The sequence below is a fragment of the Gordonia amicalis NBRC 100051 = JCM 11271 genome (assembly GCF_000332995.1).
GTDB classification, from domain to species: domain Bacteria; phylum Actinomycetota; class Actinomycetes; order Mycobacteriales; family Mycobacteriaceae; genus Gordonia; species Gordonia amicalis.
The window spans coordinates 1-20,266 of sequence record NZ_BANS01000048.1 but is presented as its reverse complement, the minus strand read 5'-3'; the positions used below and the strand labels follow the sequence as shown (position 1 = coordinate 20,266).

The following is a 20,266-nucleotide window of genomic DNA, read 5'->3' as shown; positions in this document are numbered from 1 at the left end:
TACGATGCGCCTGTGCCAAAGTCGCCTGGAGTGTCCGAAACAGACGAGCCCGCCGTCGGCGCCGATACCCCTGCAGCGCATCCTTCCGACCGCTCCTCCCGCACTGTGGCGATCGTGGCCGCGGTCGCCGGGCTGGTCGCGGTCGTCGCCGGTGTCCTGACCCCGTTTCTGCCGGTCAGCACGTCGACGGCGTCGATCACATGGCCGCAGGGCCAGGAGCTGAAGCCGGAGTCGGCATCGGTCGCCGCACCTCTGGTCGCGCAGACCGCGCGTGATCTGCAGATCACCGTCGGGTGCCCGGTGCTCGCGTCCACCCCCGGCGACGCCTCCACCAACGTCCTCTCGACGATGCCGGCGAACGCCACCAAGGCCCGTGAGAACGGTCTCTTCGTCGTGGCCGACGCCGCGAACGTCACGGTCACGGTCCGCAACAAGACCCTCGCATCGGCGCCACGCTCCGCGCTGTCCGCGTGCAGCGAGCTGCGCATCTTCTCCGACGCGACCACGACGGGCGCCCAGTTCGTCGGTCTGCCGCCGGGTGCGGCGACCGCCGGCGGCGGCGACGTCGGACTGGCCGAACCCTCGTCGAACCCGCAGATCGCCGGCGTCTTCACCGACCTCACCGCCGAGCAGGTCCGGGCGTCGGGCATCGACGTGCGGATCGAGATCGACGACCGCTTCGACTCGTCGCCCTCGGTGATCAAGTGGCTGGTCATGATCGTCGGGATCGTCGCGGCGATCGTCGCGCTGGTCGCCGTGGGCCGGCTGGACCGAATCCACGGCTATCACCGTCGAGTCGGGCGCGGGCTGAGTCTGCGTTCGGCGCTCCGCCCCACCCCCACCGACATCGGCGTCACCCTGACGCTCGTCGTGTGGCATTTCCTGGGCGCGGGCTCACCCGATGACGGCTACATCCTCAACATGGGCCGCAACGCGGCGGACGCGGGCTACCTGTCCGACTACTACCGCTTCTACGGCATTCCCGAAGCCCCGTTCGACTGGTACTACAGCTTCCTCGCCTACTGGTCGACGATCTCGACCACGGGCCTGTGGATGCGCCTGCCGTCGCTGATCGCCGGCCTCGCCGCGTGGTTCATCCTCAGCCGGGTGCTGCTGCCTCGTCTCGGTCGCGCCGTCCGGCGGTCGCAGTGGGCGATGCTGACCGGCGCCGCGGTGTTCCTGGCGTTCTGGTTGCCGATGTGTTCGGGCCTGCGCAGCGAGGGCATCATCGTGCTCGGCACGCTGCTCACCTGGTGGGCGGTGGAGGTCACGGTCTCCACGCGCCGCATACTCCCCGCGGCACTCGCCGCGCTCACCGCGCTGCTGACCCTGGCGCTGGCTCCGCACGGTCTGGTCGCGCTGGCACTGTTGATCGCCAGCGCACGACCCATGCTGCGCATCCTCGTCCGCCGACGCCGTGAGGACGGCCTGCTGCCGCTACTCGCACCAGTCCTCGGCGCCGGCGCGCTCGTCGTCATCGTCGTGTTCCGCGACCAGACCCTCGCGACGGTGTTCGAGGCGATCCGCATCCGCTATTCGGTCGGGCCGACGCTGGCCTGGTACCAGGAGCTGCTGCGCTACTACTTCCTGGCCGTCAACCACACCGACGGTGCGCTCGCACGACGTATCCCGGTGCTGCTGTTCGCCGTGTCGATGTTCCTCGTGCTGGCGATCATGTTGCGCCGCAAGCGAATCGATGGCATCGATCCCGGCGCGGTGTGGCGCGTCCTGGGTGCGTCGCTGCTGACGATCCTGCTGCTGTCGTTCACCCCGACCAAGTGGACGATCCAGTTCGGCATCTTCGCCGGTCTGGGCGCGGCACTGGCCGCCGTCGCCTGTGTCGCGATCGGCCAGGCCGCGCGTCGAACGCTGCGCAACCTGTCGATCCTGATCGCCGGACTGCTGGTGGCGTGCGCCGCCGCGGCAGCCGGCAAGAACGCGTGGCCCTGGCCGTACGACTTCGGCATCGCCTGGTTCGACAAGGCGCCGGTCGTCGCGGGCATGCAGGTCTCCACAGTGCTGCTCGCGCTGGCCGTCGTCGCGCTGGTGTTCGCGATCTGGCAGCACCTGCGCATGGACTTCGTCGACGAGACCGGTCTGGCGCACGAGAAGGGAGCCGCACCCGCGGGCTGGCGTATCGGGGTCGCCTCGGCACCGATCGCGGCGATCGCCGTCCTCATCGTCGCCTGTGAACTCGCGGTCTTCGCCAAGGCCGCGGTCAGCCGGGCCGACACGTTCACCGTGCTGTCGGCCAACCTGGACTCCCTGCGCGGCAACACCTGTGCGATGGCCGACGCCGTTCTCGTCGAACCCGACCCCAACAAGGGGACGCTCGCCCCGGCGTCCGGCCAGTCGGCGTCCAAGACGCTGGCGGGCGACTCGCACGGCTTCAGCCCGAACGGCGTGAAACCCGATCTGACACCGCAGGCCGGTGCCCAGAAGCCCGGCGCGATGAACACCTCGGCGGACCTGTCCAAGACCTTCATCGTCTACGGCTCCAATCCCGGCACCGCGGGCGGCGTCGGCCCGCGCGGGGTCAACGGCAGCACCGCCGCGCTCCCGTACGGCCTCGACCCCGCGACCACCCCGGTCATGGGCAGTCACGAGACCAGCGACGGACAGGCCACGTTGACCACCGGGTGGTACCGCCTGCCGGACCGCGCTGCCTCGCCGCTGATCGTCATCACCGCCGCGGGTGCCGTGTTCACCTACGATCGCGACGGCGTGCCGATCTTCGGACAGTCACTCCAGGTCGAGTTCGGTCGCGAGGTCGACGGCGAGTTCGTCCAGGTCGGCGCACCGGCGGTCCCGATCGACGCGGAACGTTCGAACCGGCCGTGGCGCAACCTCCGCATCCCGATGGACCGCGTGCCCGCCGACGCGTCCGCGATGCGGATCGTCGCCAAGGACAACAACCTCGACGCCGACCAGTGGCTGGCGATCACGCCTCCGCGTGCACCGGTCCTCGAGACCCTGCAACAGGTGGTCGGATCGACCGATCCGGTTCTCATCGACTTCGCCGCCGGCGCCTGGTTCCCGTGTCAGCGGCCGATGACCGCCCACGAGGGTGTGTTCGACATCCCCGACTGGCGAATCCTGCCGGAGTCGTGGATTGCCAACTCGCAGTCCAAGACCTGGATGGCCACCGAGGACGGCGGCCTGCTGACGACGGTCGAGGCGCTGACCCGGCCGTCGACGGTGGCGACATATCTCGACAACGACTGGTATCGCGAGTGGGGCAACCTGCAGCGACTCAACCCGCTGGTGCCGCAGGCGCGGCCCGCGGACGTGATGACCGGTTCGTCGACCAACTGGGGTTGGTCACGACCCGGCCCGATCAGGGTGGTGCCCGAAGATGACTGACCGCGTTGACGTTCCCGTCGAGACGGAACACGACGACCCACCTGTGACCGAACGCCGGGACAGTTTCTCCGAGCGTCACGCCGGGAAGGCCCGCATCGTCGCGATGGCGGCGGGTGCACTCGGCATCCTGCTGGCGCTGCTGAGCCCGTTCCTGCCCGTCGACTACACGAAGTCCGAGCTCGCCTGGCCGCAACAGGGTTCGGTCGCCAACGTCGCGGCACCGAGCGTGTCGTTCGTGCCGGTGTCGATGGAGGTCTCCGTCCCCTGTGCGCTGGGTGCGTCGCTCCCGCGCGACGGCGGCGTCCTGCTGTCCACGGTGCCCGAGGGGGGTGCGGAAGCCGGAAAGGTCGGCCTGTTCATCCGGGCCACCGCCGACAACCTGCAGGTCGTTCAACGAAATGTGGTCCTGCTCAACACTCCTCGTGCCGCGGCTCAGAACGCCCCCGGCTGCCGCATCGTCGTCGACGCCGACACCGACGGCAGTCGCGGCTCCATCCAGGGCGTGCCCGAGGCCGAGGGTGCGATCCACGAGTTCGACCTCAAGGACCCGAACGCACGGCCCCAGATCATCGGCGTCTACTCGGGGCTCCCGTCGAATGTGTCCACCGAGGGCCTGTCCTTCCGGTCGACCATCGACACCCGATTCGTCTCCACCCCCACGACTCTCAAGTTCTGGCTGCTGGTGCTGGGCGTGGCGTCGACCATCCTGTCGCTCGTCGCCCTCGCCGTCCTCGACGCCCGGGATGCGCGTGGACACCACAAGGTCTTCCCGGCCGGTTGGTGGCGAGTGCGTCCGGTCGACGGGTTCGTTGCCCTCATCCTGCTGATCTGGTTGTTCGTCGGCGGTAACACCGCCGACGACGGATATCAGGTGACGGTGGGCCGGATCGCCCGGGAGGCCGGCTATCTCGACAACTACTACCGCTACTTCGGTGTGCCGCAGGATCCGTTCGGCTGGCACTACCAGTACCTGTCGGTCTGGATGGACATCAGCACCGCCACTCCGTGGCTCCGCCTGCTGCCCTTCGGATTCGCCATGGCGTCGTGGTGGCTGATCTCCCGTGCCGCGATCCCCCGGCTGGGACGTGCGGTCCGCGAATCAACACCCGCGATCTGGGCAGCCGCGCTGGTCTTCCTCGCCGTGTGGATGCCCTACAACAACGGCCTGCGCGTCGAACCGCTGATCGCGCTCGGCACTCTCTTCACGTGGGTCTGCGTCGAACGCGCCATCGCCACCGGCCGGTTCTTCCCGCTGACCGTCGCCATCATCTTGGCGGCGTTCACGCTGACGATCCATCCCACCGGCGTCATCGCGGCGATCGCACTCGTCGCCGGTATCCGCCCGCTGCTCAAGCGGTTCGTGGTGCGCCGCAAGCGCGACGGCGTCCTGCCCCTGCTGCTCCCGATCCTGGCCGCCGGTCTGGCAGTGATGTTCGAGATCTTCGCCGACCAGCCGCTCGCACCGATCCTGGAAGCGGTGTCGGTCAACGGCCAGGTCGGTCCCACCAACAAGTGGTGGGAAGAGCCGATGCGCTACTACATGCTGATGAACCCGACCGCCGACGGCGGCATCGCGCGGCGATTCGGCGTCCTGATCGTGTTCACCTGCTTCATCCTCGTGGTGATCATGCTGCTCAACCGCCGACGGCTGCCCGGGATCGCCACCGCGCCCACCTGGCGCCTGCTCGCAATGGTGGCCGGGTCGGCGGTCCTTATGGCGTTCCTGCCGACCAAGTGGACCCACCAGATGGGTGTGTATGCGGCAATCGGCGGTGCGCTGGCCGCGGTGGCCACCGCCTGCGCGGACCGGACGATCATGCGGCGCCGCCGCAACCGCACGCTGTTCGCCGCCGCCTGCGCCTACGTCCTCGCGCTGGCGTTCTCCGGACGCAACCAGTGGTGGTACGTCGGCAGCTACGGAATCCCTTGGCGCGACGCGGTTCCCGACGTCAAGGGAATCCCGCTGTGGACCGGCATCCTCGCCGTTGCCGTCGCATTGACGCTGCTGGGCCTGTGGCAGCACTTCCGCGACGACTACGTCGACGAGACCGTCCGCGCGGGTGCGTCGACGTCGCTGTTCGCGCGCCTGCGCAGCCCGTCGATCATCGTCGTGTCGACCATCATGCTGGGCTTCACCCTGGTCTCGTTCGCGAAAGCCGACTGGACGCAGCGCAATTCATGGTCGTGGCTCAGTTCCAACGTGAACGCCCTGAAGGGTGAGCCGTGTGCGCTCGCCGACGCCGTGCTGGTGGAGGGCGATCCGACCGCCGGGCTACTGGCTCCGGCACGCGTTGCCGGACAGAACAACCCGTCGCCCGGTTCCGCACTCACGGGCGCCGGCGCGGTGGGCTTCGATCCCAACGGCGTCGCCTCGGACCTCTCCGAGGACACCGAGGCAGAGTCCGACGACTCCGCCGGCACGTCGACCGCCGAAGTCGATCGCACACAGTCCGATCCGACCGAGGACAGCAGCAGCAGCTCCGACGACACCACGGCGTCGAGCGACACCAGTGGCGGACGCACCGCTCAGGCGGGCGTCAACGGTTCGACGGTGAAGCTGCCGTTCGGACTGTCACCGGCCAAGACCCCGGTGCTGGGTACCTACAACTCCCCCACCGGAACCGGCAGCCTCACCTCCGAGTGGTATCAGCTGCCCGGGAAGCGTTCCGACGACCAGCCGCTGATCACCATGTCCGTCGCGGGTTACGTCGAGTACATCGACGACCTCGCGGTGGTCCGGCCGGGCCAGAAGGTCAGGCTGCAGTTCGGCCGCGTCGCGCCGGACGGCACGGTCGCCCCCGCCGGCCAGATGGTCCCGCTGGACATCGGCGGCGCTCCCGAGTGGCGCAACCTGCGCTTCCCGCTGGACCAGGCACCTCCGGGCGCCACGGTCGTCCGGGTGCTCGCCGAGGACACCTCGCCGCTGCGCGATCAGTGGCTCGCGGTGACGCCGCCGCGGGTCTCGTCGATGGAGACGCTCGATTCGCTCGTGGGCAGCGAGGATCCGGTCCTCATCGACTGGGAGGCCGGACTCGCGTTCCCGTGCCAGCGGCCGGCTCAGGTCAAGCACGGCGTCCTCGAGACACCGGCCTGGCGGATCTCCCCGGACCGTGAGGGCGAGCGGGTGAACTCGCAGCGCTGGATGTCCGGCGACGCCGGTGGTCCGCTGGGCATCATCGAGAACGAGATGCGCGGTCGCGTCTACCCGTCGTATCTGCGCAACGACTGGGCGAAGGACTGGGGCTCGCTCCAGGCCCTCACCCCGATCCTGCCGCAGACCGACGCCGAGCTGACCCTGTCCACCGAGACCCACAACGGGCTCTGGACGCCGGGCCCGATGCGGGCGATCGGCAACTAGGGGTCCGTAGATCCACCACAAATGGGCAAACCCAGCACCCCGAGAGGTGCTGGGTTTGCCGAAAAGGGGTGGGCCTGCGCTAGATCGGCATCAGTAAGTGCTTGCGCGGGGTCTTGAGGACCTGCTTGTCGCGCAACTGCGCCAAGGCCTTCCGGAGTTGCAGCCGGGTCTCGGCGGGCTCGATGACCGCGTCGACGTAGCCGCGTTCGGCCGCGAGGTAGGGCGTGGCCATCATCGTGTTGTAGAAGTCGATGAACTCGCGGCGGACCTTGTCGGCCTCCGCGGCCGAGAGTCCCTCGGTCTGACGACGGGTCAGCACCGCGGCCGCCGATTCGGCGCCCATGACGGCGATCTTGGCGGTCGGCCACGCGAAGTTGATGTCGGCACCGAGGTGCTTGGAGCCCATCACCGCGTAGGCGCCGCCGTAGGCCTTGCGCAGCACGACGGTGACCTTGGGTACGTCGGCCTCCACGTAGGCGTAGAGGAAGCGTCCGGACCGCCGGATGGTGCCCTTCTGCTCCTCGGCCAGGCCGGGGAGGATGCCCGGGGTGTCCACCAGGAAGACCAGCGGGATGTTGTAGGCGTTGCAGATCCGGACGAAACGCGTTGCCTTCTCCGACGAATCGGTGTCCAGCACACCGGACATGACGCTCGGCTGGTTGGCCACGATGCCCACCGAGCGGCCGTCGACGCGCGCGTACCCGGTGATGATGTTGGGCGCGAACAGTTCTCCCACCTCGTGGAAGGCACCGTCGTCGAACAGCCGGATGATGATGTCCTTCATGTCATAACCGGCGTTGTCGTTGTCCGGCATGAAGTCGTTGAGCGACAGGTCCGACTCGGTGATCTCCGGCTCGAGGCCCGGATTGATCACCGGCGGTTCCTCATACGCGCTCGACGGCATGTACTGCAGGTACTCGCGGACCCACTCGAAGGCGCCCTTCTCGTCGGGCGCGATGTGGTGGATGTTGCCCCAGCGGGCCTGGTTGTGCGCGCTGCCCAGGTCCTCGGCGGAGATCTCCTCGCCGTTGACCTGCTTGAGCACATCAGGGCCGGTGACGAACATGTACGACTTGTCCTCGACGGCGACGAGGATGTCGGTGTTGGCGGGGGTGTACACGGCACCGCCCGCACACTTGCCGAGGATGACCGAGATCTGCGGGGCGAGACCGGAGAGCAGGTCGTTGCGGCGACCCATCTCGGCGTACCAGGCGAGCGAGGTGACCGCGTCCTGGATACGGGCGCCGGCCGAGTCGTTGATGCCGACCATCGGGCAGCCGATCTTGCCCGCCCACTCCATCAGCGAGGCCACCTTGCGGCCGAAAATCTCGCCGACGGTGCCGCCGAAGACGTTCTGGTCGTGCGAGAACGCAGCGACGGGGCGACCGTGAACGAGGCCGTGGCCGGTGACCACACCGTCGCCGTAGCCGCTCTCCGCGGCACCCGGCATCTTGGCGAGCGCGCCGATCTCGACGAACGTCCCCGGGTCGAACAGCATCGCCAGACGTTCGCGTGGGGAGCAGATCCCCTTCGCGGCACGCTTGGCGAGTGCCTTCTCCCCTCCCGGTTCGCGAGCAGCCTTCAGTTTCTGCCGGAGGTCGGCGAGCTTGCCTGCGGTGGTGTCAGTCACGGTCCTTCACTTTCTACGCGACCACGATGTCTCGTTGAAACTACTTCTTACCAAGCTCGCCGAGACGCGTGGCCAGATCTGCGCCGATCTTGGCGATGTAGGGCTCGTCGACGATCGACAGGTGGTCGCCGCCGATGTGGATGATCTCCAGGTCGTCGACGACCTCACCCCACCGGCCGTCCTCGTCGATCTCGGCCCACTGCGGTTCCAGCTCGATCGCACCCGCATGCATCTTGTCCGCGCGGTACAGCACGACCTTGCCGTCGTAGGGTTCCGGCGCGATGTTGCTGAGCACCCGGTTCTCGATGAACGAGGTCCGCTGGTGTTCGATGATGCCGCCGGGGATCTTGGTGCCCGACATCGACATCATCTCCATGATGATCGCGAACTGCCCCTCGTCGTCGGTCTCGACGAGCCGCTCCATCGGGATCGGCACATCCGGGTCGAGGTCGTAGTTGCGGATCGCGAAGTCCTTCCACCGTTCCAGGCGGGCCCGCTTGGTCTCCGGCGTCTCGGTCATGTCCTCACGCGGACGCACGACGTCGATGAGACCGACGAAGGCCACGTCCTCACCGGCTTCCCGGAGAACCTGGGCGACGCCGTAGGCGAGGGCACCGCCGAACGACCAGCCCACGAGCACGTACGGGCCGTGCGGCTGGAGTTCACGCAGACGCGGGATGTACTCGCGCACACGGTCTTCGATGGTTCCCTCGACACCGCGGTCGAAACCGATGACCGGCTGGTCGTCGGGCAGGCGCTTGAGCAGTGCCTCGTAGGCCGAGGTGTTGCCGCCCGCGGGGTGGAAGAGCAGGATCGGGGTCGGGTCGCCCGCGGACGGGTCGTAGACCTTCTTGCCCTCGGGAACCAGACGCAGGTAGCGCAGGAATCCGTCGGTCGACGCCCCGGCATCGAGGTGATCGCGAACGTAGTTCGACATCTCCTCGATGGTCTCCGAGTCGAGGATGTCCTCGACGTCGATGTCGCCACCGGTCCGCTCGTTGAGACGATCGGTCAGCTGCTGGGCCAGTTCCTCCGACAGCACCGGCAGCTTGTTGAAGATGCCGCCGGCGGACTTCTTGGTCACGACCGCGTAGGTGCCGAACGTCAGCCGCTCGGCCGCATCGCGCGGCGGGACATCCGAACCGGCGGCCTCCGCGACCGCCTTCTGCGAGGTGATGTCGGTGGGCGCCTTCACCGGTTCGGGATTGGTGCCGGGTGAGGTCGCGACCGCGACCTCCACGTCCGCGACGTCCTCGGCGACCTCTTGCTTCGGTTCCGGGGACTCCTCGGTGGCCGGCACGGGGGCCTCGTCCTTGGCGTTCTGCTCGTCGATGTAGGCGTTGAGCGCTGCGGTGTCGAGTTCACCTCCGCCGGAAGCGTTCTCGGCGAGGTCGTCGAGCTGGTCGCGATGGGTGACCGCGAACTCGACGAACTTCTGGACATCGGCCAGGTTCGCCTGGCGCATCGCCTGCAGCTGCAGCTGCGGGATGTCGAACTCGTACTCGACGCGGTTCTTGATCCGCACGGCCATCAGCGAATCGAGGCCCAGCTCGATCAGCGGGATCTCGCGCGGCAGGTCCTCGGGGTCGTAACCCATCGACTCGCCGACGATGATCGCGAGGCGATCCCCCACGCTCTCACCGGAATCCGGATTCCACCTGTTGCCGATGTCGTCGACGACCTCGTCCTCGACGACCACCTTGTCGTCGGCGAAGACGGCCGGACCGGACTCCGTGGACGCCGCCGGCGCGGTGGACACCGAACCCGCGGCCTCGTCGAGGTCGCCGGTCACGACGGCTTCGAAGAGCAGACGGAAGTTCTTGTCCGCCTTGACGTGCACGCTCACCGACGCGCCGCCCGGATGCGGGCTCAGCGTGGTGGTGACGGTGCCGGTCGTGGGCATCTCGCCGTGCGAGACCGCCGCACCGACGGAGGCGTTGGTCAGCACCTGAGCGGCGGCGGCGTGCACCAGCGCACGCAGGTCGGTGACGGCTGCGGCGTTGACCTCCCACGCGTGGCGTCCGTCGGGCAGCGCGACATGCGAACCCGGGACGGAGCCGGCCGAGCCGCCCGAGGAGATCTGCGCCTTGAGCCAGAACTCCTTGCGCTCGAAGCGGGTTCGCGGGACCGCCGCATAGTCGCCGGTGCCGAACAGCGACGCGACGTCGACCGGGTGGCCGTGCACGTACAGCTTCATCAGCGCGTTGACCAGGCCGAAGCTCTCGTCCTCCTTGCGACGCAGCGTCTCGATGAGCTCGGCGTCGTGCAGGCCGGCCGAGAAGGTCACGGCCGCAACGGAGATCAGGACCGCCGGATTCGGCGACAGCTCCAGGAAGGTGCGGTGACCGTTCTCCACGGCCTTCGAGATGGCCTGACTGAACCACACGCTGTGGCGCAGACCCTTGAGGAAGTAGTCGATGGTGTGGACCGGCCCGTGTCCCGCACGGTAGAACACCTCGCGGTCGACCGAGCTGTAGAAACCGGTGGTGAGGCGCTGCGGCTCGATACCGGTGAGCTCGTAGGCGAGCTCGCCCAGGATCGGGTCCATCTGCGAGGTGTGGCTCGCGCCCTTCGTGGCCAGCTTGCGTCCGAGCTTGCCTTCGCCCTCGGCGCGTTCGACGATCGCGTCGACCTGCGCCTCCGGGCCGCCGATGACGGTGTGCGTCGGTGCCGCGTAGACACAGATCTCGAGGTCGGGGTAGTCGACGAGGACGTCGTTGATGTCCTCGGCGCTGTACTCGACCAGCGCCATCAGGCGGATGTCGTCGCCTTGCAGCATCGACTCGCCCTCGCCCATCAGGCGCGAACGCTGGCAGATGACGCGGGTCGCGTCCTCCAGCGACAGTCCGCCGCTGATGTAGGAGGCCGACGCCTCACCCATCGAATGCGGCACCAGCACACCGGGTTCCGCACCATGGTGGCGGAGAGTGTCGGCCAGCGCGACCTGGATGGTGTAGATGCCGACCTGGCTGGTCTCGATGCCGTAGGTCTGCTCGTCGTCGAGGAACATCTCGGCGATCGAGTAACCCAGTTCGTTCTGGATGTACCCGTCGACGCGGTCGACGTACTTCGCGAAGACCGGGTTCTCGGTGTAGAGCTGCTTGGCCATCTTGCGGTGCTGTGACCCGAAACCCGACAGCAGCCAGACCGCCGAGGCGGCGTCCGGCGAATCCGCCGAGTACACGAGGGGATTGCCCTTGCCGTCGGCGATCGCCCGGACACCGGTGATGGCATCCTCGTGCGAGCGGGCCATCACGACGGACCGAGAGCGGCCGTGGTTGCGGTGTGCGAGGGCACGACCGATGTCGGCGAGCGGGGTCGCCCGCCCCTCGTCGGACTCGAGCCACTCGAGCAGGTCGGCCGCGGTCTTGCGACGCCGCGACGGGAGGAAGCCGGAGATCACCAGCGGCACAACCGAACCCTCGACCGCGCACGGTGCGAAACCCTCGGCCGGATCGACGGCGGTCTCCTCGACCGCCGGCTCGGTGTTCGACGCCTGAGCGGCGAGGATGGCCCGTTCCGCCTCGGTCAGGTACTCGTCCTCGGTTTCGACAGGCTCAACCAGCGGAGAAGACGGCTCAACCAGCGAAGAGTTCCCGGGCAACGATTCGGTGGCCGGGAGTTCGGAAGCCGAGGCATCGACCGGAGCCGCCTCCGGCTGCAGGTCGCTCGGCAGCACCTCGCGGACGACGACGTGCGCGTTGGTGCCGCCGAAGCCGAAGCCGGAGACGCCGGCGACGGCGTGGCCCGAGTAGCGGGGCCACTCGGTGGACTCCGGGATCACCTTGAGGTTGTTGGCGTCGAACTGGATGTACGGGTTGGGGCCGCTGTAGTTGCGCGAACCCGGAATGACCCCGTGCTTCAGCGCGAGCACGACCTTGGCGATCGCGCCGGCCCCGGCCGCCGACTCCATGTGGCCGTAGTTGGTCTTGACCGAACCGAGGAGCATCGGCTTGTCGGCGGCGCGGCCGCGTCCGACGACGCGCCCGAGAGCGTCCGCCTCGATCGGGTCACCCAGAATGGTGCCGGTGCCGTGGGCCTCGACATAGTCCACCGAGCGCGGATCGATCGACGCGTCGGTGTAGGCCGAGCGCAGCACCTCGACCTGGGCCTCGGGATTCGGGGCCGGCAGACCGTTCGATCGACCGTCGGAGTTGACGGCCGAACCGGCGATGACCGCGAGGGCCTCGTCGCCGTCGCGGCGGGCGTCGGCCATCCGCTTGAGCACGACGAGACCGCCGCCCTCGGCGCGGATCATGCCGTCGGCGTCGGCGGAGAAGGCCTTGATGTGGCCGTCCTTGGCCTGCGCGCCGATCCGGTCGAAACCGAGGGTCGCAGCAGGCGTGATCAGCATGTTCACGCCACCGGCGAGGGCGACGTCGGACTCGCCGGTACGCAGGCTGCGGACCGCCTGGTGGATCGCCACGAGCGACGACGAACACGCGGTGTCGATCGCGATCGACGGTCCACGGAAGTCGTAGAAGTAGGAGACGCGGTTGGCGACGATGGCCGTGGAGGTACCGGTCAGCGCGTAGGCCGCGGTGTCCTCGGCGCCCTCACCGAGGCCGAGGGTCGCCAGCAGCTGATAGTCGTTGGTCGACGTACCGATGAACACTCCCACCGGCGCACCCTTGAGGTCGCTCGGCGGGATGTGCGCGTGCTCGAGCGCCTCCCAGGTGAGTTCCAGGGCGAGCCGCTGCTGCGGGTCGACCATCTCGACCTCACGCGGACTCATCTGGAAGAAGTCGGCGTCGAACGACCGCACGTCGTCGAGGTAGCCGCCCTTGATGTTCGACGACTCCAGGATCTCGGCGAAACGCGGATCGGAGGTGAACTCGGTCCAGCGGCCCTCCGGCAGGTCGGAGATGCCGTCGACGCCACCGATGAGCGCCTCCCAGGTCGACTCCGGGGTGGTGCCGGACTTGGGGAAACGGGTCGACAAGCCGACGACCGCGATGTCGTCGTCCGCGCTGCGATCACGCCGCCAGAACGTGTCGGCGGTGTCGTCGAGGCCCTCGTCGGGATCGCCCTCGATGATGCGCTGGGCCAGGGATGCGATCGTCGGATGGTTGTAGACCACCGTCGCGGTCAGGATGACCCCGGTCTTGTCCTCGACGTCGGCGGCGAGCGCCACCGCATCGCGCGAGGACAGTCCCAGCTCTTCCATCGGCCGGTCGACGTCGATCTGGCCGACCGGCACACCGGTCGACTGCGACACCCAGTCGCGCAGCCAGTCACGCAGTTCATCGACGGTGAGGTCACCGGCGGTCTCTCCGGGGGTGGCCTGACCGGTCGAGGGTGCAGTGCTCGCGTCGGCGGTCGCTCCGTCTACCGAACCGGGGGTTTCGAGGGACGAATCGTCGGGCAGATCGGTGCTGCGCGACTCGTCGGTGTTCAGTTCAGACATCGTTTCCAGACTACTGCTCTCGTCGGCACCCGAAACCGGGTGCCGGGTGACTGTTGTGGACGATCACCGACACCGCGGCCGTGAACGGGTGCCCGGCGCGCTATTCCGCCGCGTCCGGGAACGCCGTCTGCTTGTAGCCGCCGCGCAGGCTGCCGTCGATGTAGGCGGCGCGGGTGGCCCGGCGGGCGATCTTGCCCGACGAGGTGCGCGGGATCGAGCCGGCGGGAACCAGCAGGACGTCGCGCGCCATGACGCCGTGACGCTGCGCGATGGCGGCACGCACGGTGTCGGCGACCTCCTGCGGATCGGCCTTGCGACCCGGGCCGCGCTCGGCGACGATGACCAGCTGCTCGGAGGCGTCGTCGGGGTCGGGAGTGAGGCCGCTGCCGGCGAACTCGAAGACCACGGCGGGCAGCTGGTTCGCCGGTACCGAGAAGGCGGCGACGAAGCCCGGACGCAGCGCGGTGCTGGCTTCCTGGGCGCTGTACTCGAGGTCCTGCGGGTAGTGGTTGCGTCCGTCGACGATGACCAGGTCCTTGACGCGGCCGGTGATGTAGAGCTCGCCGTCGAGCCAGACACCGTAGTCGCCGGTCCGCATCCACAGGGCGTCGGCCGGGGCACCCTCGGCATGGCTGTTCTCCGCCAGCGGCGAGACGAGCTTGTTGTGGAAGGTCTCCTCGGTCTCCTTCGGCTTGTTCCAGTAGCCGGCACCGATGTTGAGCCCGTGCAGCCAGATCTCGCCGACGTGTCCGTCGGGCTGCTCCGTCGCCGTCTCCGGGTCGACGATGGTGGCCCATTGGCTCACCGCGACCTGACCGCACGACACCTGGGCGACCGCGTTCGGCGCACCCTCGTCGACGACGGTGAGCTTGCCCGCGTTGAGATCGTCACGGTCGACGTAGATGACCTTCGCCTCGTTGTCGCGCTGGGTCGCGGAGACGAAGAGGGTGGCCTCGGCCATGCCGTAGCAGGGTTTGATGGCGGTCTTCGGCAGGCCGTGGGGCGCGAAGGCCTCGTTGAACTTCTTCATCGAGCTGACCGTGACCGGCTCCGAGCCGTTGATCAGGCCGATGACGTTCGACAGGTCGAGGGTCTCGCCCTCCTTGGGCAGACCGCGCGCGGCGGCGTGCTCGAAGGCGAAGTTCGGGGCCGCGGCGTAGGTCTCCGCGCCGTCGGCGGCCGCGGCGAGTTCCTTGATCCAGCGGCCGGGCCGGCGGACGAACGCCTGCGGGCTCATGATCGTGATGTAGCGGCCGCCGAGCGCGGGCAGGATCACGGTCAGCAGACCCATGTCGTGGAACATCGGCAGCCAGGTGACGCCACGCGCGTTGCGGTCGATCTGGATGGTGTCGGAGATCTGCAGGACGTTCGCGGCGACCGCCTGGTAGGTGATCTCCACGCCTGCGGGGACGCGGGTCGAACCGGACGTGTACTGCAGGTACGCGACGGTGTCCTTGTTGTGGTCCTGGCCCGCGACCGGGGCGACCCAGCTCGACCCCACCGAGTCGGGCACCGCGTCGACGGCGATGACGCGCGGGCGCTCCTTGGCCGGCAGCGGCGCGAAGAAGTCGCGGACCGCCTCGGCGGACTTGGTGGAGGTGAGGATCGCGGTCGGCTTGCAGTCGTCGAGGACGGCGTGCAGACGATCGGTGTGGCCGGGCTCGTCGGGCGAGAACAGCGGCACCGCGACGGTGCTGGCGTACAGCGCGGAGAAGAAGCCGATCACGTACTCGAGCGACTGGGGCGCGAGGATCGCGACACGATCGCCGGGCTTCGTCACCTGCTGCAGGCGTGCGGCGACAGCGCGCAGGCGCTTGCCGAACTGCGCCCAGGTCAGGTCCTGGGCTTCACCGTCACGCTCACGGCTGTAGTCGATGAACCGGTAGGCCAGCGTATCGGCCTGCTCGCGTACGTTCTGCTCGACGTAGTCGACAAGCGTCGCTTCCTCGGTGAACGAGATGTTGCCCGTTTCGTCGAGAAAGTCTTCGAGTTCAGTCTTCAGCATTCATTACTCCTGTGGCCCCCTCGTGGACTCCCCCCACGCGAGTGCAGTTCCCCGGTGACGTCCTTCGGCGACAACACCCGGCGTTTCTGCCATCCACGTCCTGTGCCGACCGCGGGATACGGTAGCGCACGTCCAGTTACCCAACGAAAAAATTGTGATCGTCATGCTCAGCTTTGAAAAAGCGTACGTCGGCTCGGTGACGCACACCCGCGGGTTGACGACCCACCACCTCGCGGTTCACCGGCGAGACAGACGGTCATCCTACTCCCCCTTCAACTGGGCCAGAACGGGCGCAAAGGCGTCCATCTGGGTCGGGAAGACCCCGACGTAGGACATGGTCGTGCGGCGGCGGACCTCACGGATCTGATCCGCGATCTCCTCGAAACTGCCGATCGCGATGTACGGCGAGGACAGCACGTCGTCGACGGTGAACTCGGTGTCGTGCGCGATGTTCGGCGGATAGCCCTGCTCCAGGGCCTTCAGCGCCATCCCGGCGGTTGCCACGCGATCGTCGGTGATCACGGTGACGGCGATGGTCCAGTTCAGCTCGATGTCGTCGAAACGGTCACCCGCGGCCTGGCGGATGCGGTCGACGCGCTCGGCCGTCTTCTCGATGGTCATGTCCGACAACTTCATCTTGCCGTCGGGCGTGGTGCCCGGGGCGACGGAGATGATGTCGGCGTGCTTGGCGGCGAGCGCCAGCATCTTGGGTCCGCCACCGCCGACCGCGATCGGCGGCCGCGGTCCCTGACGGGGTCGCGGGCTGCCCTCGAGGCCCTTGATCTTGTAGAACTCGCCGTCGAAGTCGACGGTCTCGCCGCGCATCAGCCCGTCGAGGATGACGAGTGCCTCGCCGAGCCGACGGATACGGACACCCGGGGACTCGAACTCGATCCCCGCCTTGTCGAATTCTTCCTTCATCCAGCCTGCGCCGATGCCGAGTTCGAGTCGCCCCTTGCTCAGCACGTCGATCGTGGTGGCCTCCTTGGCCAGCAACGCCGGGTGACGCCAGCCGTTGGCCAGCACCGAGGTCGCCAGGCGGATGGTGCTGGTGGCCTGAGTCAGCGCACCGAGCGCGGCCAGCGGACCGACCTGGTTGCCCAGGTGATCCGGCACCGCGAACGTGTCGTAGCCGTATTCCTCGGCGGTCTGGGCCAGCTTGACGAACTTGCGGGCACCACCCTCGTCCTTGTTGCCCTCACCACCCGCACCGAATCGGAATGGACGCAGACCGGAGGAGCTGCCACCCGCATCGTTCGGGGGCTGCGTCATCGCTGTCCTCTCCTCGTGTTCCGGCCGTCGAGGGACGCCGTGTGGCATCTCCTGTGTCGATCGCCCGGACGAACGCCGGGCCAGCCCAACACGTTAATGCAGCGTGACGGCCCCGCAAAACGAATCGGTGGTGTCGGCAGCAGGGTTACAGCAAGTTGACGGACTGCGGGACACCGAGGGGTCAGCTGTGCTTCGGACGCGGGGCGTCGTCGATGAGGCCCTTGGCCCACGAGTACATCCACTGTGTCGCGGTCTGACCGTCGTTCTCCCAGTGCCGTGGCGTGGCGTACATGGCGTGGATCGGGTTGTTCGCGACGTTCGCCAACTTCGACACGGCGGCGAGCGGATTGAGGACCGTCGGCGAATCGCAGATGAGATCACCTGGCGCACATATGGACTCCACACGGTCCTCGAGATCGCCGAATCCCCCGTCGCGTGGACCGGTCATCGTGATGCCCGGGACGATGTTGCCCATGCCGCCGAGCGCGATCTCGGCACCGACACCGTCGGGGCTGGGATCCACGTCGTTCTGCTTGCCGGGCTGGCGACGCCCGTCGGCGATGAGCCCGACCCCGAGAACGAGATCCTGGTCACCGTCGGCGAGCACACCCCGGCCGTTGCCGATGTTGCTGGCGAGATCGCCCGCGATCACCGCCCCCTGACTGAACCCCATCAGCACGTAGTTCGTGAGCGGGCAGCGTTTGTTGGTGTTGATGATCTTTCCGGCCGCACGCTTGTAGCCCTGGGTGCGCGAGACGTTGTAATCGGCCTGACGGTCGGCGAGATTCGTCGGATTCCGGAACTGCGCGGTGTACGGCACCGTGTAGATCTCGGTCCGCGACGAATCGAACTGCTCGGACAGCCCCCGTGAGATTCGCAACATCAGCGAATTCGGATTGGCCGTCGGCGTGTACGGGTCGTCTCCGGCGCTCGACTCCCAGGTTCCGGGGATCACCACCGTCAGCACATCGGGACAGTCCGCGGGCTGCGCCTCGGGACGTTCCTTCGTCGGAGTCGACGGCTTCCCGGGACCGATCGGCGGCGTCGGTCCCGGCTTCAGCCAGACCAGGACGAGCAGGACGATGAGCACGATCGCGATGACCGCGAGCGCGAGCAGCAACAGGGAGAACTTACCCAACCGCCGGGCGGGGCTCTGCCGAGCGCGGCCCGCGGTGCGTTTGGCCATCACGTCAGCAGTAGTGCTGTTCTGCCGCGCGGATCACCTTGTCCGCCTTGATGTTCGCCTCTTCGACGGTTTTGGTGCCCGGCCCGACCGAGGCGGTGACGAAAGCCTTCACCATGCCCGGATCGGTGCCCTTCTGCCGGGCGCCGCAGACGTACTTCGCCATGGTGAGCGCGACGGAGTTGTCGTTGTCCCCCATGAAGGTCACGTTCGCCGCCTTGAGCGCACCGAGGTAGGCACGCGCCTTGTCGTCGAGCGGCGCTCCGCTGGGACCGGGGAAGCTGTCCGGGACCTTGGTGCTCGGGTTGGGTCCGGTCTCGGGCAGCTTCGAGGTGCCCGACGGCGCGTCTGACACGGCCTTGCTGGGCGACTCGGCCGATGCCGAACCCGGCGCACTCGCGGACGATCCCGCGGCCGAGTACAGCGACGTGGTGGTGACCGGGTTGTTGGTGATCGGTGCACTGGCCGTCGAGTCGTCCGAACAGGCCGAGACCGAGCCGAGCGCGAGAGCGAGGCCCGTCACGGCCAGCACCAGCCGAGCACACTTCGTTGTCATCGCCACTTCCTGTCGAACCTTCTATCCAGCCGGACGCGACGCAGTCGGACACTGCATCGCACGCCCCGTCAGGCTACCGTCCCCGCACACCCCGACGATCCCGCTCACGGGCGCGACCTGCACGAACCCCTCGATTCCTCAGCGAAGTCTCAGCAGGTGCACACGTGCGGTCGAGGTTCGACCCGCACTTGAGGCCCCGATCACTCCAGAACCCATCACCTCAGAACCCATCACTTCAGAACCTTGCTGCCGTCCTTGGCCGTCCAGGTGATGCGGCCGTGCTCGAAGTAGTTGACCCGACCCTTGCCGTCGCGGGTCGGCTCCTCGTTGCTCAGCGGCTTGCCGAGACGGCCCCCGGGGCCGCCCGCGGCCACATAGGCACCGCCGATGGCGCCGGTGACGATCTTCGGACCCTTCGGACCGGTGAAGATGCGGCCGTTGGCGAAGTCCTGGGCCTTGCCACCGGGCACACCGTAGGACGGGGTCAGGCAGCCACCCAGATCGCCCTTGTTGGCGTCCCAGAGCTTGCGGAATGCACCGTCGACGCGGCAGGCGACCGCATCACGCGAGAGGCCGAGGGCAGCCGCAGCCTGCGGCCATGCCTGCATCATCTCGAACTCCCAGTACGGCCAGGTGTGCGTCCCGGACGGACGGTAGACGGCCTGACCCGGAATTCCCTTGCGGTTCAACTGGATTGCGAACTGCTGAGATGTGACGCGGCTCAGCATCTCCAAGCCCACGCCGGAGTAGTTGGTCGCCAGCATCGGGATGTCCGACGGCTTGTCGTGTTCGCCGACCATGCCGTTGCCCGAGGAGACGTACAGGCTCGTTCCCTGCAGCTTCTCGGCCAGCACGTACGGGTCGTGTTCCTTCCAGGCCGGATCCGAGGGCGGCCCGAACATCTTCATCGAGTCGTAGCCGCCGCCGTCGCGCACCGCGAACTGGATGGCCTGCGGCATACCGAAGGAGCTGAACTGCAGGATGCCGGAGAACGATGCGGCGAACTTGTAGAACCCGGGGTTACGTGCGGCGAGCATCATCGCGGCCGAACCACCCATCGACAGACCCTCGATGCCGCGGACGTCCGTGGATCGCCAGTCGTTCTCGAGGACGGGCGGCAGTTCCCGCATCAGGAACGTCTCCCACTTGTAGTTCTTGCCGCGGTCGGGTTCCTTCCAGTCGGTGTAGAAGCTCGACTCACCGCCGATCGGCAGGATCACGTTGACGTTCTTGTCCTTGTAGAAGTCGACGATCTTGGTGTTGAGGATCCAGCCGCTCTGGTCGTCCTGCGCACGCAGACCGTCGAGCATCGTCAGCTGGGGGAACTTCTCCTTGGGCTTGGCGTGCCAGTCACGGGCCAGGAGGATCTGCACCTGGATGTTGGTGTTCATCGACGGCGAGTACACCCAGAGGGCGACCCGGCGATCGGTGTACCAGTAGGTGTTGGTCACCTTGCCGGGCGGGACCGGGGCCGCCGCCGGAGCCGGAGCCG

The 20,266-nt window shown here is 67.9% G+C and carries 9 protein-coding genes; 2 read left to right on the top strand and 7 right to left on the bottom strand.

The window, feature by feature from the left end; translation table 11 throughout:
- Positions 1 to 105: 105 nt before the first annotated feature.
- Both GOAMI_RS19390 and GOAMI_RS19385 read left to right on the top strand, forming a co-directional pair.
- Positions 106 to 3,363, top strand: a complete 3,258-nt coding sequence (locus tag GOAMI_RS19390; protein WP_006438289.1) for an arabinosyltransferase domain-containing protein — start codon at positions 106 to 108, stop codon at positions 3,361 to 3,363.
- A complete protein-coding gene (locus tag GOAMI_RS19385; protein ID WP_006438288.1) occupies positions 3,356 to 6,721 on the top strand; it encodes an arabinosyltransferase domain-containing protein in 3,366 nt (1,121 codons plus the stop codon). Before GOAMI_RS19390 ends, GOAMI_RS19385 begins: the two co-directional genes overlap by 8 nt.
- 79 nt (positions 6,722 to 6,800) lie before the next feature.
- On the opposite strand, the gene GOAMI_RS19380 is transcribed toward GOAMI_RS19385, so the two are convergent.
- The 7 genes from GOAMI_RS19380 to GOAMI_RS19350 form a co-directional block, all read right to left on the bottom strand.
- Positions 6,801 to 8,351, bottom strand: coding sequence for an acyl-CoA carboxylase subunit beta (locus GOAMI_RS19380; protein ID WP_006438287.1), 1,551 nt, complete (start codon positions 8,349 to 8,351; stop codon positions 6,801 to 6,803).
- 40 nt (positions 8,352 to 8,391) lie between these two features.
- Positions 8,392 to 13,758: a polyketide synthase Pks13 gene (gene pks13, locus GOAMI_RS19375; RefSeq protein WP_006438286.1), complete on the bottom strand. Its 5,367-nt coding sequence runs from the start codon at positions 13,756 to 13,758 to the stop codon at positions 8,392 to 8,394.
- Positions 13,759 to 13,858: 100 nt separating this feature from the next.
- Entirely contained in the window at positions 13,859 to 15,763 is a 1,905-nt protein-coding gene (gene fadD32 / locus GOAMI_RS19370) for a long-chain-fatty-acid--AMP ligase FadD32 (protein WP_006438285.1), read from the bottom strand.
- 261 nt (positions 15,764 to 16,024) lie between these two features.
- Positions 16,025 to 17,035 (bottom strand): LLM class F420-dependent oxidoreductase, encoded by a 1,011-nt coding sequence (locus tag GOAMI_RS19365; RefSeq protein WP_006438284.1) that lies wholly within the window; start codon positions 17,033 to 17,035, stop codon positions 16,025 to 16,027.
- Positions 17,036 to 17,216: 181 nt separating this feature from the next.
- The gene (locus tag GOAMI_RS19360) at positions 17,217 to 18,224 is read right to left on the bottom strand and encodes a cutinase family protein (RefSeq protein WP_006438283.1); all 1,008 of its coding nucleotides are present in this window, start codon (positions 18,222 to 18,224) and stop codon (positions 17,217 to 17,219) included.
- Position 18,225: 1 nt separating this feature from the next.
- Positions 18,226 to 18,774, bottom strand: coding sequence for a DUF732 domain-containing protein (locus tag GOAMI_RS19355; RefSeq protein ID WP_006438282.1), 549 nt, complete (start codon positions 18,772 to 18,774; stop codon positions 18,226 to 18,228).
- A gap of 230 nt (positions 18,775 to 19,004) precedes the next feature.
- Positions 19,005 to 20,266, bottom strand: a 1,262-nt coding sequence (locus GOAMI_RS19350) for an alpha/beta hydrolase-fold protein (RefSeq protein ID WP_006438281.1), incomplete at its 5' end; no start/stop codon positions are given.

Bases quoted from the DNA above. Each gene is read 5' to 3' on its own strand.
- GOAMI_RS19385 (WP_006438288.1), top strand. From the start codon at position 3,356: ATGACTGACCGCGTTGACGTTCCCGTCGAGACGGAACACGACGACCCA.
- pks13 (WP_006438286.1), bottom strand. From the start codon at position 13,758: ATGTCTGAACTGAACACCGACGAGTCGCGCAGCACCGATCTGCCCGAC.
- fadD32 (WP_006438285.1), bottom strand. From the start codon at position 15,763: ATGCTGAAGACTGAACTCGAAGACTTTCTCGACGAAACGGGCAACATC.
- GOAMI_RS19365 (WP_006438284.1), bottom strand. From the start codon at position 17,035: ATGACGCAGCCCCCGAACGATGCGGGTGGCAGCTCCTCCGGTCTGCGT.
- GOAMI_RS19355 (WP_006438282.1), bottom strand. From the start codon at position 18,774: ATGACAACGAAGTGTGCTCGGCTGGTGCTGGCCGTGACGGGCCTCGCT.